The sequence below is a fragment of the Chloroflexota bacterium genome (assembly GCA_016197225.1).
Lineage (GTDB): Bacteria > Chloroflexota > Anaerolineae > Anaerolineales > VGOW01 > VGOW01.
Map to the genome: position 1 here is coordinate 14,119 of JACPWC010000123.1, position 16,256 is coordinate 30,374.

Here is a 16,256-nt window from a genome sequence, read left to right on the forward strand (position 1 = left end):
CGGACTGGCGGAAGTATAACTTCCGTCGGAACAAATATTTCTTTGCGCCTTTGTGTCTTGTGTCTATAACGCCGAACACCGATCTAAAGTATCATTGCACTCATGGCTCTGGCTTCAACTCCTCACCGTAAATATTCCCGTCGCCAGATCGCGTTGACGTTCCTGCTCATCATTGCCGGGCTGGCCGCCGAGTATTTCATCCTCTCCAGCTACTTCGACCTGGCCCGCCGCTTCGAGTCCAGCTTTGCCCCTGCCACCGCCCTCCTGCCTCAGCTTTCGGCCCTGCGCAACGAAGTTCTGCGCTTGCACGTCCAAACCGAGGCCGCCTTGCGCAGTGACGCGCCAGATTACGAAGGCCTCAGCGCCCAACGCGCCGAAGTGACCTCCCTGCTTGCCGACCTGCGCGCCGCTTCCAGCGGGGGCGAAACCTACCGGCCCGCTTTCAATTCGATTGACAATCTACTGACGACCTTCGACGCCGATGTCGCCGCCATTCGAGAAGACCCGGCCAGCGTTCAAACGCCGGTGCTGATCTTTGAGCTGCAACGCGCCTTTCGCGGCGCCGAGGCCGAACTGGATCGGCTTTACGAAAGCGAGCAGAAGAATTTTTATCAGGCTACCGCCGACACTTTTACCGTCGTCCGCAACACCCAGGTTGTTTTGCTGTTGATGAGCGTTCTCGTCTTCGGCTTTGGCATTGCCCTGATCCTCACCATTCGCCGCTCACTGCAACGCGAGCTTGGCCGGGCTTCGGGCCGGCTGGAAGTGGCCGCCGAGGTCGGTCGGGCCGCCTCGTCGTCCCTCAGCCTGGATCATTTGTTTGGCACAACCCTCAACTTGATCCGTGAACGATTCGGCTATTCCTACGCCGCCATCTTTTTGCTGGACGAGAAAGGCGAGCTGGCTGTTCTGCGAGCGGCCACCGGCGAGAACGGACGGGGTTTGGCAGAACAAGGCCGCACCTTGAGAGTCGGCTCCAACTCCATCATCGGCTACGTCACCGCCAACAACGCGCCGCGCATCGTGGCCGACGTCAAGCGCGATCCGGCCCGTTTCAAAAACGAATTGCCGGCCCACATCCGCTCGGAACTGGCTGTGCCGCTCCGGCTGGCCGGGAGCGTCGTCGGCGCGCTCGACGTACAATCGGCGAAGCGCAGCGCGTTCATGAAGGAAGACGTGGCTGTTCTGCAAACCGTGGCCGATCAAGTGGCGATCGCCATTCAGAATGCGCGGCTGTACGGCAACGAGCAGATCGCCCGCGAGCAAGCCGAGCGTTTGCATGCCGCCACCCAGGCCCTCAGCGCCACCCTCGACTCGGACAAGGTGCTCGAAATTATTTTGAGTGAACTGCAACGAGTGGTGCCCTACGACAGCGCCTCGGTTCAACGCTTGCGCGGGGCGCAGTTGGAGATCATCGGCGGCTACGATTTACCCAACCTGCCGGACATCAAAGGCATTATGTTCGACGCCTCAAGCGACAACAACCCCAATGGCCAGGTCATTCGCTCGCGCAAACCGCTGGTGGTGGACGATGTGTTGAGTTATAAAGGATTCAATCACGGGACGCTGGCCGAGGCCGGGGTGCGCTCGTGGCTGGGCGTGCCGCTGTTGTTTGGCGATCAGGTCGTGGGCATGATCACTCTCGACAAAAAAACGCCAGGGTTCTACACCGACGACCACGCCCGGCTGGCGATGGGGTTTGCGGCCCAGGCCGCCAGCGCCCTGGAGAACGCCCGCCTCTTTGAAGAAACACAGCAGGCCCGGCTGGCCGCCGAATCCGCCAACCGGGCCAAGAGCGTCTTCCTGGCCAACATGAGCCACGAGCTTCGCACGCCGCTCAACGCCATCATCGGCTACAGCGAAATTTTGCAGGAGGAGGCGCAGGAACTGGGGCAGGAGAGTCTGACTGCCGACCTCGGCAAGATTCGGATCTCGGGCAAGCACCTGCTCAGCCTGATCAACGATATTCTTGATCTCTCGAAGATCGAAGCCGGGAAGATGGAACTTTATCTTGAGACGTTCGACATCCCGACTCTGATCGCCAGCGTTGCCAACAACATCCAGCCGCTGGCAGTTAAGGCAGGCAACACCCTCAACCTCCACTGCCCCGACGAGGTCGGCCTGATGCACGCCGACCCGGGCAAAGTACGGCAGGTGTTGTTGAATCTGTTGAGCAATGCCAATAAGTTTACCGAGCAGGGCACGGTGACTCTGGAGGTGACTCGCGAAGCGCCGGAAGGCGGCCCCAGCCCGGCCCGGGACTGGATCTTCTTCACTGTCAGCGACACCGGCATTGGCCTGACGACCAAGCAGATTGACCGGCTCTTCCAGGATTTCTCGCAAGCCGACACGTCCACCACGCGCAAGTATGGCGGCACCGGGCTGGGCCTTTCCATCAGCCGCCGCTTCTGCCGCATGATGGGCGGCGACATCGTCGTCTCCAGCGGCGGCGTTCCCGGCAAAGGCGCCACCTTCGTCGTCCGCCTTCCCGCTTACGTGGTCGATCCAAAATCGCCTACGGTTCAGATCGCGCCGTCCGAACCCGGCCCAACTTTTCCGGTAGACGGCGCTCACACCGTGCTGGTGATTGACGACGACCCGGCGGTGCGCGATTTGATTGACCGTTTTCTGAGCAAGGAGGGATTCCGCGTGGTGAGCGCCGCCAACGGCGCCGACGGTTTGCAGTTGGCCCGCCGTTTGCATCCCGAAGCGATCACCCTCGACGTGATGATGCCCGGCATGGATGGCTGGTCGGTGCTGGCCGCCCTCAAGGCCGACCCGGAGCTGGCGGCCATACCGGTCATCATCCTCACCATCATGGAGAACCAATCCATCGGCTACGCGCTGGGGGCCGCCGACTACATGGTGAAGCCGGTGGATCGCGAACGGCTGGTGAGCGTGTTGAAGAAGTACCAGTGCGCCACGCCCGCCGACAGCGTGTTGATTGTGGAGGATGACATTGCCACACGCGAGATGATGGAGCGCATGTTGACCCAGGAGGGCTGGCGGGTGAGCGTTGCCCCGAACGGGCGCATTGGCCTGGAGCGCCTGAGCCAGCAACTGCCGTGCCTGATTCTGCTCGACCTGATGATGCCGGAGATGGATGGCTTCCAGTTCATCAGCGAACTGCGGCGGCGCGAGACCTGGCGATCTATTCCGGTAGTGGTGGTGACGGCCAAAGACCTGACAACCGAAGACCGCCAACAACTCAACGGCTACGTGGAGACGGTTCTGCAAAAGGGCGCGTACAGCCGCGAAGAACTGCTGGCTCAGGTGCGCGATCTGGTGGCGGCTCACACGAGGAAGACTTAAGTGCAGGCGGATTCGTCAACGGATTTATCGGATTGAGCGGATGTCCGTTTCAAAACTTACCACGGAAAACGTGACCTACGGAAGCTCGCCACGGACAAAATCCGCGTTTATCAGCGTTCATCCGCGTCCTAATATCTTTTGATTACAGCGCACCTTGCGAGTCTCGCTATGGACACTTTCGACAGCCTGAAGCAAGTTCTGGATGAGTGTGAGCGAAAAGAGAACGGCGTCTTCGCTTCCGACATCGCCGCCCTGCCGGAGAGCCTGCGCGCCGCCCTCAACAAGATCATGCGCCAGACTTCGATGACCTTGAGCGACTTGAAAGCCGAGCTTGGCCTGGAGCTTGAGCCGGCGCGCCTGCTTGCCAACCTGATGATCGAAAAAGGATTCCTGAAACTCTCCGCCCGCCAGCCCGAAAACGACACTGCTTACGAAGCGCATCTGGCCCGCAAACGCGGCAGCACCGCCCCGCTCAAAATCTGGCAGGCGATTGACGAGTGATGGCGGCCTGGGCGTTCTTGCCTGCTTTGAACGCGGATAATCAACATGACCCTCAGCAAACGATTTGAAGACGCGCTGGCCTTTGCCTTTCAACTGCACAACGGCCAGACGCGCAAGGCCACTGCGGTTCCCTATATCTCTCATTTGCTGGCCGTAACCAGCCTGGTGCTGGAGAATGGCGGCGACGAGGATGAAGCGATTGCGGCTTTGCTTCACGACGCCGTCGAAGATCAGGGCGGGGCCGCCGCCCGCGAACAAATTCGCCGGCGGTTTGGCGAGCGAGTGGCCGAGATTGTGGACGGTTGCACCGACACCGACTCTTCGCCCAAGCCGCCGTGGCGGGCGCGCAAGGAGGCCTACCTCGCCCACCTGCCCAGCGCCCCTGAGTCGGTTCGGCTGGTGTCGGCCGCCGACAAAGTGCATAACGCGCGCTCGATTCTGAGCGACTATCGCCAGCAGGGTGAAGCCTTATGGAGCCGCTTTCAGGGCGGCAAAGCGGGGACGTTGTGGTATTACCGGACGCTGGCCGAAACGTTTCGTTCTCTTGGCCCGACCCGGCTAGCCGATGAACTGACGAGGGTGGTGGGAGAGATTGAGGGGCTGGTGGAGTAGGGGCGGTTACTGCCTGCTTTCACGCGAAGCGTCATCCTTTAATTGGCTCGCTCTTTGCACCGCTCGACTGCCGAAGCGCTCGCGCAGGTCGTCAATTGTGTTTTGCAGTCGCCGCTTCTTCTCCGAGCCATCGTCCAAAAGGCTCAACTGTTGAGCCGGGTTCCCCAAACCAGTGACGGCCACCCCCAGAAGTCGAACGGCCTTGCCCGGTCGCCATACCTCGTCAAAGAGTCGCAGGACGGCATTGTAAATCTCGTCGCCCTGATCAGTCGGCTGACTCAGAGTCGTCTGACGGCTGAGGGTGGTGAAGTCGGGCCAGCGCAATTTGAGTTTGACGGTTGTCCCGCTCAGTTCCGACTGGCGCAAACGGCGGCCCACCTGATCCGAGAGATCGCGCAGGGTGTCGCGCAGAGCCTTGCCGCCCTTCACGTCGCGCACAAAGGTGGTCTCCTGGCTGATGGACTTGGCTTCGTGGCCGGTGACGACGGGGCGGTCGTCGAGGCCGCGGGCGCGGGCGGCGATCTCAGCGCCCATCTTGCCGAAGCGGCGAGCCAGGTCGGCTTCCGGCCAGCGGGCGATGTCGCCGATGGTGTGCAGGCCGAGCCGGGCGAGGGCCTCGGCGGTTTTCGGCCCCACGCCCCACAGCGCCTGAACCGGGAGCGGGGCGAGGAAGGAGGCTTCCTGGCCCGGCGGCACGACCCTGATCGCGTTGGGGTAGCCGCCGGTTTTGTTGGCGGCCTTGCCCACGTCGGTGGCGATCTTGGCGATGAGCTTGTTGGTCGCCACGCCGACCGAGCACGGCAGGCCGAGTTCGTCGCGGATGAGCGTTTGCAATTTCCGGGCCAATGTTTCGCCCGATTGCGGCAGGTCGCTCATGTCGAGAAAGGCTTCGTCAATCGAGATTTGCTCGACGAGAGGCGTCAGCTTGCCCAGCCGCTCCATCACTTTCTGCGAGATGGTTTGATAGACGCGGTGACGTGAGGGGACGATGAGCAGGCCGGGACAAAGTTTGACGGCGCGGCTCATGGGCATGGCCGAGCGCACGCCAAACTGCCGGGCGGCGTAGGAACACGAGGCTACCACGCCGCGCTCGCCGGGCTTGCCGCCAACGGCGAAAGCCTTGCCGCGCAGACCCGGGTCGCGCTCTTCTTCGACGGCGCAGAAGAAGGCGTCGAGATCGAGGTGGAGAATTTTGCGATGCTTCACAGGAAGTATGTAACCGTTTCGATTATACTCGGCCCATCCAACCTCAATACCACAAAGGTTCTTTCATGTCCCGCCTTGCCTCTATTCAGCGCGCCGCCTCTTCCCCGGCCCGGATTCCCTTCATCATCATTGTAGTCGCCGTCGCGGCCCTGGCCGTCTGGTTCCTCTGGCCCTCACCCGTTGAATTTCCGATGGATGACACTTACATCCACTTCGTCTACGCCCAAAATCTGGTGGAGCATCGAACGCTCATGTTCAACTCGCCGAGCGAAACGGGCGTGGGGACTACCAGCCTGTTATGGGTGTCGCTGATCGCGGGCGGCTGGGCGCTAGGCGTGCCGATGGCGCTCACCACCAAAGCCCTGGGCCTGGCCTCGCTCGCCGTCGTCGGCGTTGCGGTGTATCTGTTGCTGTCCCCCGCCTGGAAATCGCTCCCGGCGCTAATCACGGCGTTGCTGATCGTCTTATCCGGGCACATGATCTGGTTTGCCCTGAGCGGCATGGAAACAGTGATGTTCCTGGCGCTGGCCCTGCTGGCCCTGCTGGCTTATCGCTCTGAGCACTGGGTCTGGCTGGGCGTCCTGCTCGGGTTGTTGCCCCTCACCCGGCCCGAAGGGCTGGCGCTGGCGGCGGCCATCGGAGTCGTGGAGTTGTGGCGGCACAAACGACTCACGCGCGGCCTCCTCATCGCCGCCGGTTTATGCCTCATCCTCTGCGCTCCCTGGTTCGCTTATTTGTTGTGGCGCACCGGCCACATCTTGCCCACCAGCGGCCTGGGTCGGCAGGCCACCATCCAACTTGGCCTGAGCCTGGTTCTGGAAAGAAGCGGGGCGCTGGCCGTGCTGGGCCGCATCCCTGGTTTGATTTACGTGAGCTTGTGGATCGTCTATTTGTTTGAGTTCGTGCTGGGCGGCATGGCCCTGCCGCCGCCGCACATTTCAATTGGCGGCCAGGTGGGCAACGCTAATTACACGGTGTCGGTCTGGGCCATCGTCGGGCTGGTGACAGTGATCGTTCCCTTGCTGTGGCGGGCCGGACGGAAAGTGGCGGCTCACCCGAAATGGCCGGGCTGGATTCAAGATGAGGCCCGTCGCCCGCTGATCGTTTTTTTGATCTGGCTGATCCTGCACAACCTGAGCTACATTTTCTTTCTGCCGATTCCGGGAACGGCCAGCCGTTATGGAGCGATCAATCACCTTGCCCTCTGGCTGGGATTGACGTGGGGGCTGTTGAGTTTTGTGGGAAGCCGCCGCTGGTTATGGCTGGCCGCCGGCCTGGCCCTCATCGCCACTGCCAACACCATGTACTGGAACGATGTCTACGACGCGAATCTCGATCACATGCAGCGCGTGCGGATTCGCTCGGCGGCTCTTCTGCGCGAGAGATTCCTGGCTGAGCAGTGCGCCGCTTTCGACATCGGGGCCTTGCGATATTACAGCCGGCGGCCTCTCGTTGACCTGGGTGGCCTGATTGACCCGGCCCTGGGTGAGTGGTTTCGAGCCGGTGAGTTGGATCGCTATCTGATGGAACGTGGCGTGACCTGCGTCTTCTTGCCGGGCCGCGCCGGGGCGGTCAGCGAGGGCTGGTTTGATTTTGCGGCCTACATGGGTTTGGGCACGTCGCCTTTGTTTTCAACCTGCCAACTGGAGGTAATCGAAATTGATTACGACCGCTGGTTGCTTGGCTACCTGCCCACCAACAACTATCAGGCCAGCGTCACGGTCTACCGCCTCACGCCGGGCGAGCCTGCCTCTGCCGGCGGAGCCATTCTGCCATGCCCGTGATGTTTCATGCTACGGCTTTAGCCGATCATAAACACTTTGCGCCCAGTTGAGCATCGCCTGTTGGTCGGCCTCAGTCGGCTGGCCGCTCCCGTTGCCGCTGAAGGTCAGCACGATCGTCATGGCGTCGGCCACTGCCGGGTCTCGCATCTCAATCACCACCGAGCCAAACGACTTGGCCCACTGCTTAAACTGCGTCAGCTCGTCATCGGTCAACGTGCCGAGCGGGTAGGCCGTGCTTGGGGCGCACGAACCGGCCTGCGCCTGACCGCTCACCACCACCACCAGATCGTCGCAAAACCCGGCGAAGCCGCCCTCGCGGTGCCAGGTCAGAGTCGCCGCCGCCGAGGCCACCGCGCTGCCGCTCTCGTTGGTGTGATATTCGTACTGCTCTCCGTTCGCTTCCAGAATGATTCTGAATCCGGGCGTGATGGCTTGCGCGCACCGGGCGTTAGGATACGAAATGCCCAGGCACGAATCCGGCCATTGAACCGCCTCGACGCTTACCACCTTGATCTCGTCCACCCGGATGCCAAATGCCTCAGCCAGGGCGTTGATCGCGGCCAGCTGCGCCGGGGGCAAATCCACCGGGATATGAGTCTCGGTGGGCGCGGGCGATGTTGAAGTCGGCGGCGGCTGGGTGGGCAGAGGCGTGGGCTGTAAAGCCGGGCCGCCGCAGGCGGCGGCCAAAACCGCAATCAAAACGAGACCAAACATTATTTTCTTCATGACAATATCTCCATTCCAACGACAAAGACGCGGACGCGCCGCGAAGAGTTCCTGGTGTCCGAGTCCCTGCTTGCCCAATGATACAATCGCCGCATGTACCGCCTCCTCCGGCCCGCCCTCTTCGCCCTCGACCCCGAACGCGCCCACCAACTGACACTCCGCCTGCTGGCCCTGCCGGTTGCGCCGCTCCTCGCTCGCCTGTTTGACTTTTCGGATCCGCGCCTGGCCGTCTCGGCCTTCGGGTTGACGTTTCGCAACCCGGTGGGGCTGGCCGCCGGTTACGACAAGAATGGCCTTGCGCTCCGCGGCCTGGCTATGCTCGGCTTCGGCCACATTGAAGCTGGAACCGTCACGCGCACGCCTCAACCCGGCAACCCGCGCCCGCGTCTCTTCCGCCTGCCCGCCGACGAAGCATTGATCAATCGCATGGGTTTCCCGAACGATGGCGTCCGAGACCTGACAAGTCTTAGAGACCTGTCAGGTCTGCCGTGTCGGCTCGGCGTGAACATTGGCAAGAGCAAAGACACCCCGCTTGAACAGGCCGCCGACGATTATTGCGCCTTGCTCAAGCAGGTTGCGCCTTACGCCGATTACGTTGCCCTCAACCTCAGTTCCCCCAACACGCCCGGCCTGCGCCAACTGCAAACCAAGACTTACATCGCCGACCTGCTGGGGCAAGTGGCGGCGGCGCGAGATGAATTGACCAAGCGTAAGCCGGTGCTGATCAAGATCGCGCCCGATCTCTCCTGGCCGGAACTGGATGACATTCTTGAAGCCGTTGTCGCCAACAAGCTGGACGGCATCATCGCCACGAACACGACCATCAGCCGCGAAGGCTTGCGCTCACCATTGAAAGCAGAGTCGGGCGGCCTGAGCGGTCAGCCCTTGCGAACGCGCTCCACCGAAATTATCCGCTACATTCACCAGCACACCGAAGGCAAACTGCCCATCGTCGGCGTGGGCGGCATCAACAGCGCCGAGGCCGCGCTGGAAAAACTGCGCGCCGGGGCGACGCTGCTTCAAATATACACCGGCTTGATTTACGAAGGGCCGGGGTTGGTGGCGGCGATTAATCGCGGGATTACAATGAGCCAGATCGACTCATCAAACGTCAAGCGTCAAACGTCAAAAATCACTCGTCACGATTGACGTTTCACGTTTGGCGTTTTTACTTGACTGCCCACAAATACATCAACGCTGTGCGCTCAACCGACTGCCCCGCTTCAACTAACGGGCGCAGGTGCGCCGTGAACCGCTCGGCCTCTTCGGGCGTCAGGGCTTCGGCCATCGCTTCGGCGGTAGAGGGGATTTTCGGATTGCCCACGAACTGCAAAAACTTCTCCCAACTGTGGCTCTCGCCGCCAAACGCAATCTTGGCCTGCAGTTCTATTTCGATAGATTTGAAGCCCGCTTTCTCCGTAAACCTCAGCATGTCGCGCTCGTCGAAGTCCAGCATCGGGTCGCTGTCGGGCGGTTGTAGGCGGAGATTCACAGCCTGCACTTTGGCGGCGATGTCCGCCACCGGCGTCACGTCGTAACTGGAAAACCAGCCCGGCGGCGGCGGCCAGCCAAAGCGGTTGATCGGCTCGAAGATCGAGAGGCGGCCTCCCGGTTTAAGGGCGCGATAGAACTCATTGAAGGATTGTTGCTTGGAGGCGACGTAGATCAACACCGAACGGGTGGTGACGGCGTCCACAGAGGAGTTGGGGATGGCCGAGAGGTCGTCGGCAGAGGCGCGAAGGAAGCGGCATCTATCCAGCACGCCCATCTCACGAGCCAGGGCTTCGATGTGATCCAGCAAGTCTTGTGAGATGTCGCTGAAGATGACTTGGCTATCTCTGACTTTCTCCAGCGCGCCAAAGGCGATGAGGCCGTCGCCACTGCCCACGTCGAGCAAGGTTTCGCCGTCGTTCAGCTTGGCATTGCTTAACACCTTGTCGCGCACCGGGTACAAAAACTTCAGCACCTTCTTCATTCGTTCAGGATCGTCGTTGTGCCGGCGATGCAAAAGCCAGCGCGCCCAATGGTCTTGTGTGGATTCGGTCATGTCTCCTCCGGCGGCTTGAGCGAGCGAAAACTTTGATAGAGCGAAAGATCGTAGACGATCTTGAGGCCGCCGGCCAGGAAGAATGGCGCACTGAGCAACGACGCGCCGAGAAGCGCGCCGGTGACGAGCGGCGCGGCGGCGCTACCCAGGGTGCGAACAATGGAGGTCACTCCAGCGGCGGCTGAACGTTCGTCGGGAGCGACGACGGCCATTGTATACGACTGGCGAGTCGGCACGTCCATTTGCGAGATGCTGAAGCGGGCGAGAAGGACAGCAATCGCCAGCGGCAAGTTGGGCATGAGCGGCACGAGCATAAGCAGAACGTTGGACGGGATGTGTGTCCAAACCATCGTGTTGATGAGGCCGAAGCGGGCCGCCATCCGCGCCGCCGCCAGCGCCGACAGCCCGGCAAAGATGTTGGCTCCAAAGAAGATGCCGCCCAACAGAGCCGGTTGAACGCCCCAGCGCGCGTTGAACCAGTAGGCAATCAAACTTTGCACCACCAGGCCGCCCCCAAACGCGTCGAGCGCAAACAGCGCCGAGAGTTTGAAGACGACGTGGCGCGAGCGGTGCAGGCCGAAACCTTTGTAGGGCAAATTGGCAATTTGCCCCACTTCAACGACAGAAGAGAGTCTGCTGAACAGGACTCCCAACACCAAGCCGAGCAGGGCGTAGCCGACGACGACGGCGCGATAACTTTCCAGGGGTGAGCCGCCAGCCCGTTGGATGGCCCCGGCCAGCCCGCCGCCGCTCAACGCGCCGAGGGCGGTGAGGAATGAACCGGCGAGTTGATACCAGGCGAATGTCTGCGTGCGTTGTTTGTCGGGGACGATGTGCGAGAGCGCGGCCTGCTCAATCGAAAGGAACGCGCCGACTTCGTTGCCGCTGGGGCTGAGGGTGCCGACGATGGCGGCCAGGGTGAGCAAAAGGAAGTTGCCCGTCAGGGCAAAGGCCGCCCCGGCAAAGACCATCAACCCTGCGCCCAGCATCAGCACCCGCCGCCGCCCGAGGCGGTCGGCTACATTCGTGATCCACAACGAGACGGCGGTGTCCCCGACAAGAGTCCAAGTGAGCAGAACGCCAATTTGAGTCTCATTCAGTCCAAGCTGGGCCAGGTAGAGCGCCAGCACGACCGAGAGGAAGCCGTAGGCGAACAGGCGCACCATGCGCGTGGCGAAGAGCAGGCGGCCATCGGGAGTGAGGGTGCGGAGAATTTGCAGTTCGGAGAGTTGGAGGGCCACTAATTCTTGAAATCGCCGTCTGGCTTGCCCTGGCGGATCATTTCCTGGCAGTAAGCATAGAGCGCATCGTAGACGATCCACTCGGCGGCATTGATCTCGTGATCGTCTTTGTAGCCCAGGTGGCGAAAACCTTCGGCGATGGCTTCGAGGCCGGGGCCTTCGGGCTGGTTCCAGAGCGTGTTGTCGGTGTCGGCCCCGTTGACGATCCTGCTCAACAGAACCAGAGCCGGGTTCCCCGTGAGGTTAAACTTCCTGAGAATAGCTTCAAAGGAACATTCCTGGCCGTGATGGCCGAGTTCGACGTTTGGCACATCGTAGGGAATCGCGCTCAGGCGTTCGGATTCGCTCATCACTTTGTCCGCCGGAACAAAGAAGAACTCGGCCTCCCTGTCCAAGAACTTCCTGATCAGCCACGGGCAGGCGACGCGATCCACTTTGACCCGTTCGCGCGTTATCCATTTCATGTCTTCACCCTTTCATCATTTGTTACGCAAAGCGGTCATTCCTTTGGCGTCTTGCTTACTTCCCACACGCACTCCGGCGCGCCCATCGCCCGGCTGGCCGTTTGCTGGATGATGGCCTCTTTGCCAGTTTGCCAGCGAATGCCCTCTTGCAAAACGCCAGTGTGAATCCAGCAGATAGGCTCGCTCGACTGTTTTCCGGCGCACACCGGGCAATCGGATGTGATATAAGCAATTGTGTCCCCTCGGTCTTCAGCGCGGGCGCGATACTCCTGGCCGATGGTCTGGTAGACTTTGCGGAAGCCGTCTTGCATGGCTTCTGCGCCGATCTTGATTTGGGCCGAAAACGGGAGCAGTTTGGAGGCGATGAGCGCCGCCAGGCCGAACATTGCGCCCTGCTGTTCGATGCCGTGCTTGGCCGAGATCCGCCCGATGCGCAGAACCATGCTCTTGCCTGCCCGCCCGAAGAAGTTGAGCAGGGCCGCGTTCAAATTGGCGTAGTCGCCGTGAGTGAAACTGCCGGTCGGCTTCAACTCATTCGGCGGGTAGTTGCCGCTGAGCCGCTCCAACCCGGCCTCGCGCAAAACCACGGTCATGCCCTGCTTGCCCACCACCTCCTCGGCGGCCAACAGCGCCCAGCGCACGTAAGCATCCACCATCTTCCGATCGGCGACGGGATCGTGTTCGGTTTTGCTCTTGATATCCATGATGGCCTCCCTATGATTGATTTGACGGATACCATACCATTATTGCCGCCGCTTCGCAAACGTCAACCGCCGTTTGCCGGTTGAACTTTGGTTGCCGCCCTAAGGCCCTTTCGGCGTGTAAATCACCGTTGGCCGGGCGAACATACCGGTGAGGGTGGGCGGCGACTCGCTCGCGGCCAGCGTTTCGGTTTGAACGTAATACGCCTCCAGCAGTTGACGAATGGCCGGGTCGGTTTCGAACAGCGTTTCGTCGGAGATGATGACGGCGTAATAATGAGTCCGCAGTCGTTCGACGAAATCTTCGGGCAGGGCGGCGTCTTCGCGCTCGTAAGCATACCAAAGCACGGCGGCTTGTGCCGAGGGCTTTTTACCAGCCAGCAGGCTGTAGTAAGGGTGCATCATCACCAGCACTTCGCCGTCGGTGGCGGCCAAGCGCGCCACCAGCCGGTCGCCGCTCTGGCGCATTTCGGCAGTCGGGATGTAGCGCAGAGGATTGTAAACGCCGAGGGCGAACTGAATAATGACGACGGCTGGAATTAACCGCGAAGGCACAAAGACCGCGAAGAAATTCTTTTGCTTGTTCTTAGCGTCCTTGGCATCTTCGCGGTTCATTTCTTTCCATAGCAATGCCGGGGCCAGGCAGAGGAAGGCATAGCCGATCATCAAATTGTTCAAGTTGCCGCCGACCGAAGATCGGCCCACCCCGCTGACCAAAACGGCCACGGCCACGGCGGCCAGCCAGGGCTGACTCCGGATCGCGTTCCAACCCGTCCGGCGCAAAACCAGAAGCCCGGTCAGGGTCGCCATCACACTCAAACCGGCCATCCCCCCGAACAGTTCAGCAAAGATGTAGTGCGCCACTCGTTCCCATTCAATCGGGTTGCCGGAGGCAATGCCGAAAGCGTAAAAGCCAAACCAGCCGCCGGTGGCAACGTTGAGGAGAACAAGAGGGACGACGGCCAGCAAAACGTAAGCCGGAACGAATCGCCACGCCTGTTTGCTTTGCGTGAAGAGCAGGTGAAGGAAGAACCAGACGGCAAAGGCCACGCCGGTTTGTTTGGTGAAGAGGGCCAGGGCCAGGGCAATTGTTGCCCACCAAACCGACCGGGCGTAGACGCCCAGCGCCACGCTCGCCAGGGCCAGCGTTACGTACAACGAATCCACTCGAACCAACTCATACCAGAATCCGCTGAGGCGATAACCGCCGAGGTACAAACCGGCGCAAACGACTCCCAGCCAAGCAAGGCCGCTCTCGCGCCGGGCGACGACGAAGAGAATCGCGGCGGTGGCGAGGGTAGCCGCCAGCGATAACAATCGAAGCGGCGCAAAACTTGGCCCGGTGATCTTGAACAGCAGGCCGCCCAGCCACGGGTAGAGCGGCGTGTAAGCGTGCGCGGCAAAGTCGGCGCTGGGCGCGGCGAAGACCGGGAGGCCCTGAGCAATGCGCAACGACTGCATGAGCATACTGTCTTCGATGAAGTCGAGATCGTAAGGGTAGAGCACACGTGGAACGGCGGCAGCAAAGTACATCGCCGCGAACGTGAGCGCGGCGAGAATAGCCGCTGACTTGAAGGAAAGATAGCGAAACACGATTCAACACAAAGATGCCAGGGCGCAAAGGCACAAAGAAAAACCTGGCGTCTTCGAGTCTTTGTGCCCCGGTGTTTCAAAGACCATCATCGGATGGTGATCGTCGTTAGATATACGTTGTCGGCGCCGGTTTGAATTTGCAGGCGCGCGCCGTCGTCTACGCCGTACAGGCCAGCGACGAGAGTGTAGTCGCCGGGCGGCAGATCGAGCGGAAGGTAGATGCCGTGATTGTCGGCGACGGTTTGGCCGACTCCCCAGGTGGTGGTGAGGGCCAGCCCGCCGCCGGGTTCACCGTCGTGCTGGGCGACGGGCGGGGAGGCCGGGTCGCCGATGAGGTGGGCGAAGACTTTGTAGCGAGTGACAATTTGAGATTGGGCGCGCCAGAAAAGCGTTAGTTGAAGAATGTCGCCGGGAGAAAAAGTGTTGGCGTTGAGCGAGTAACCTTCGAGGGCGATTTGATTGTTGAAAAGAGCATCCGTCCTTGTTTGCAGAGTGCTGGCCGTTCGCGGCACGGCGTAGGCCGCCAACCGCACGTCGCCGTACCACTGGTCGTAAGCCTTGAAGGTGTGTTCGTTCAGCCACGTCTCAATCACCCGCCCCGGATCGGACTGGGCGTCGCCCCAGTAGATCACAAATAGACGGTCGTGTGTGGCCGCGATGTTTTCAAGCTCGGCAACTTGGGCGGACACGTCGAGCGGGCGGGTTCGGGCGACCGGAAAAACGTTTGACGTGTCGGGATGGTAGTAGGTGAACACTTCCCATTGGTTGGGCGCGTTGAGCAGGATGGCATCGCCGGGTTTGGCAATTGAATTGATGTAGCGAGCGATGCCGCGATAGTCGGCGCGGGCGTAGGCGGAGTCATAGTATAAATTGCCAAGAGTACCTGCCGCTGACAACGCAACCACCAAACCCAGAACTGATGGCAAGATTCTTATGGTATGCGCTCCAGAAATAGGAAAACGAGATTTGAATGGATAGGCGGGTAGCGGCGCTGAGATTATGCCCATTGCATGGCCCATTAGTAAACACAGAGCGGGCACAGCAACAATTAGGAATTTGGCGAAGGAGGGTGAGAATAGACCCAAGCCCAATGTAAGACTGGTAGGTACGAGAAGCCAGAGCCAAGATGGCAATCTGTGTCCGCGTCTCCAAAGAGCCAGTGGTAACAATCCGCTTGCACAGGCAATTGCAAACACGGAGCCCTCATCAGCTGTTGGGCCGAGCGTAAGCCAGCGCATCACACCAATGGCAGCTTCGTTTATCGGGAGATACTCTCTGGCTGAGGGCCATGTCGTCAACTGCCGCAAAGCAGTAGGAAGCCAGGGGGCGAAGAGGAGGAGGGCGAGGAGTTGGGGGAGGAAGAGATTAGAGATTAGGGATTGGAGATTAGTTATTAGGAGTTGGTTATTGGTTATTGCAAGTTGGGCAATTCGAATGAGGAAAAGCAGGTTGAGCGCGATGATAATGAAAGCGAAAGAATAATGCGTATAAAGGCCAGCGGCGAGGATGAACGCAAACGCCAACCCGCGCCGAATCTTTACGCGAAGCGTCCAATCTCTAATCTCTAATCTCCAATTCTCCAACCTCCAACTATCAATAACCAAAAACGCCGCCGCCCCCCACATCGCCGCCAACTCATACATCCGCGCTTCCTGGCTGTAGTAGATCAGCGCCGGGTGGATGGCGGCGAAGAAGGCTGAGGCCAGAGCGGCAGGTTCGTCGAAGTATTGTTTGCCGAGGCGATAGATGATGGCAACTAGAATGATTCCGGCGAAGGCCGAGAGGCCGCGCAGGGCAAATTCACTTTGGCCCAATGCGGCCCGCCACGCGGCGAGGAGCAAATAGTAGCCCGGCGGGTGAATGTCGCCCGCCGCCCCGGCGAGGATCAAGTCAACGCTCCGCTCGGCCAGCCGCGCACTGTTGCCCTCGTCGTTCCAGAACGATTGGGCGTCGAGGCGATAGAAGCGAAGAAATGTCGCGAGGAGGAGCGTGGCGAGAAGAAGACTCTTTTTCAAAAGTTTCAGCCGCGAATTGCGCGAATTCACGCGAATTTATTTTTCTAATTCGCG

At 60.6% G+C, this 16,256-nt stretch carries 13 protein-coding genes; 5 read left to right on the forward strand and 8 right to left on the reverse strand.

The genetic code is table 11. The features are described from left to right. Nucleotides 1–102: 102 nt before the first annotated feature. The 3 genes from HYZ49_20830 to HYZ49_20840 all read left to right on the forward strand — a co-directional run bounded on the left by HYZ49_20830 (nucleotide 103) and on the right by HYZ49_20840 (nucleotide 4,425). Complete coding sequence (locus tag HYZ49_20830) at nucleotides 103–3,312, forward strand: response regulator (GenBank protein MBI3244730.1); 3,210 nt, start codon at nucleotides 103–105, stop codon at nucleotides 3,310–3,312. A gap of 168 nt (nucleotides 3,313–3,480) precedes the next feature. After that, entirely contained in the window at nucleotides 3,481–3,813 is a 333-nt protein-coding gene (locus tag HYZ49_20835; GenBank protein ID MBI3244731.1) for a hypothetical protein, read from the forward strand. A 45-nt stretch (nucleotides 3,814–3,858) separates the two neighbouring features. Next, a complete protein-coding gene (locus HYZ49_20840; protein MBI3244732.1) occupies nucleotides 3,859–4,425 on the forward strand; it encodes a bifunctional (p)ppGpp synthetase/guanosine-3',5'-bis(diphosphate) 3'-pyrophosphohydrolase in 567 nt (188 codons plus the stop codon). A gap of 6 nt (nucleotides 4,426–4,431) precedes the next feature. Here the strand turns inward: HYZ49_20840 and dinB are convergent, their stop codons facing one another. Next, nucleotides 4,432–5,631 (reverse strand): DNA polymerase IV, encoded by a 1,200-nt coding sequence (gene dinB / locus HYZ49_20845; protein ID MBI3244733.1) that lies wholly within the window; start codon nucleotides 5,629–5,631, stop codon nucleotides 4,432–4,434. A gap of 65 nt (nucleotides 5,632–5,696) precedes the next feature. Between dinB and HYZ49_20850 the strand changes: the two genes are divergently transcribed. After that, nucleotides 5,697–7,415 (forward strand): hypothetical protein, encoded by a 1,719-nt coding sequence (locus HYZ49_20850; GenBank protein MBI3244734.1) that lies wholly within the window; start codon nucleotides 5,697–5,699, stop codon nucleotides 7,413–7,415. 9 nt (nucleotides 7,416–7,424) lie between these two features. Here HYZ49_20850 and HYZ49_20855 read toward each other — a convergent pair whose 3' ends face one another. Further along, complete coding sequence (locus HYZ49_20855) at nucleotides 7,425–8,141, reverse strand: hypothetical protein (GenBank protein ID MBI3244735.1); 717 nt, start codon at nucleotides 8,139–8,141, stop codon at nucleotides 7,425–7,427. Between the two features lie 93 nt (nucleotides 8,142–8,234). Here HYZ49_20855 and HYZ49_20860 point away from each other — a divergent pair, with 93 nt between their 5' ends. Beyond that, nucleotides 8,235–9,290: a quinone-dependent dihydroorotate dehydrogenase gene (locus HYZ49_20860; GenBank protein ID MBI3244736.1), complete on the forward strand. Its 1,056-nt coding sequence runs from the start codon at nucleotides 8,235–8,237 to the stop codon at nucleotides 9,288–9,290. A gap of 19 nt (nucleotides 9,291–9,309) precedes the next feature. On the opposite strand, the gene HYZ49_20865 is transcribed toward HYZ49_20860, so the two are convergent. The 6 genes from HYZ49_20865 to HYZ49_20890 form a co-directional block, all read right to left on the reverse strand. Continuing rightward, nucleotides 9,310–10,188: a methyltransferase domain-containing protein gene (locus HYZ49_20865; GenBank protein ID MBI3244737.1), complete on the reverse strand. Its 879-nt coding sequence runs from the start codon at nucleotides 10,186–10,188 to the stop codon at nucleotides 9,310–9,312. Next, on the reverse strand, nucleotides 10,185–11,354 hold the full coding sequence (locus HYZ49_20870) for an MFS transporter (protein MBI3244738.1): 1,170 nt from the start codon (nucleotides 11,352–11,354) through the stop codon (nucleotides 10,185–10,187). The genes HYZ49_20865 and HYZ49_20870 overlap by 4 nt, the downstream gene beginning before the upstream one ends. Before the next feature lie 74 nt (nucleotides 11,355–11,428). Next, nucleotides 11,429–11,893: a chromate resistance protein gene (locus tag HYZ49_20875; protein ID MBI3244739.1), complete on the reverse strand. Its 465-nt coding sequence runs from the start codon at nucleotides 11,891–11,893 to the stop codon at nucleotides 11,429–11,431. Between the two features lie 35 nt (nucleotides 11,894–11,928). Next, entirely contained in the window at nucleotides 11,929–12,597 is a 669-nt protein-coding gene (locus HYZ49_20880) for a 4-vinyl reductase (GenBank protein ID MBI3244740.1), read from the reverse strand. A gap of 99 nt (nucleotides 12,598–12,696) precedes the next feature. After that, nucleotides 12,697–14,187 carry a hypothetical protein gene (locus HYZ49_20885; protein ID MBI3244741.1) on the reverse strand — a complete coding sequence of 497 codons (1,491 nt, stop codon included), beginning with the start codon at nucleotides 14,185–14,187 and terminating at the stop codon, nucleotides 12,697–12,699. A gap of 86 nt (nucleotides 14,188–14,273) precedes the next feature. Then, nucleotides 14,274–16,202, reverse strand: a complete 1,929-nt coding sequence (locus HYZ49_20890; GenBank protein ID MBI3244742.1) for a glycosyltransferase family 39 protein — start codon at nucleotides 16,200–16,202, stop codon at nucleotides 14,274–14,276. Nucleotides 16,203–16,256: the final 54 nt, after the last annotated feature.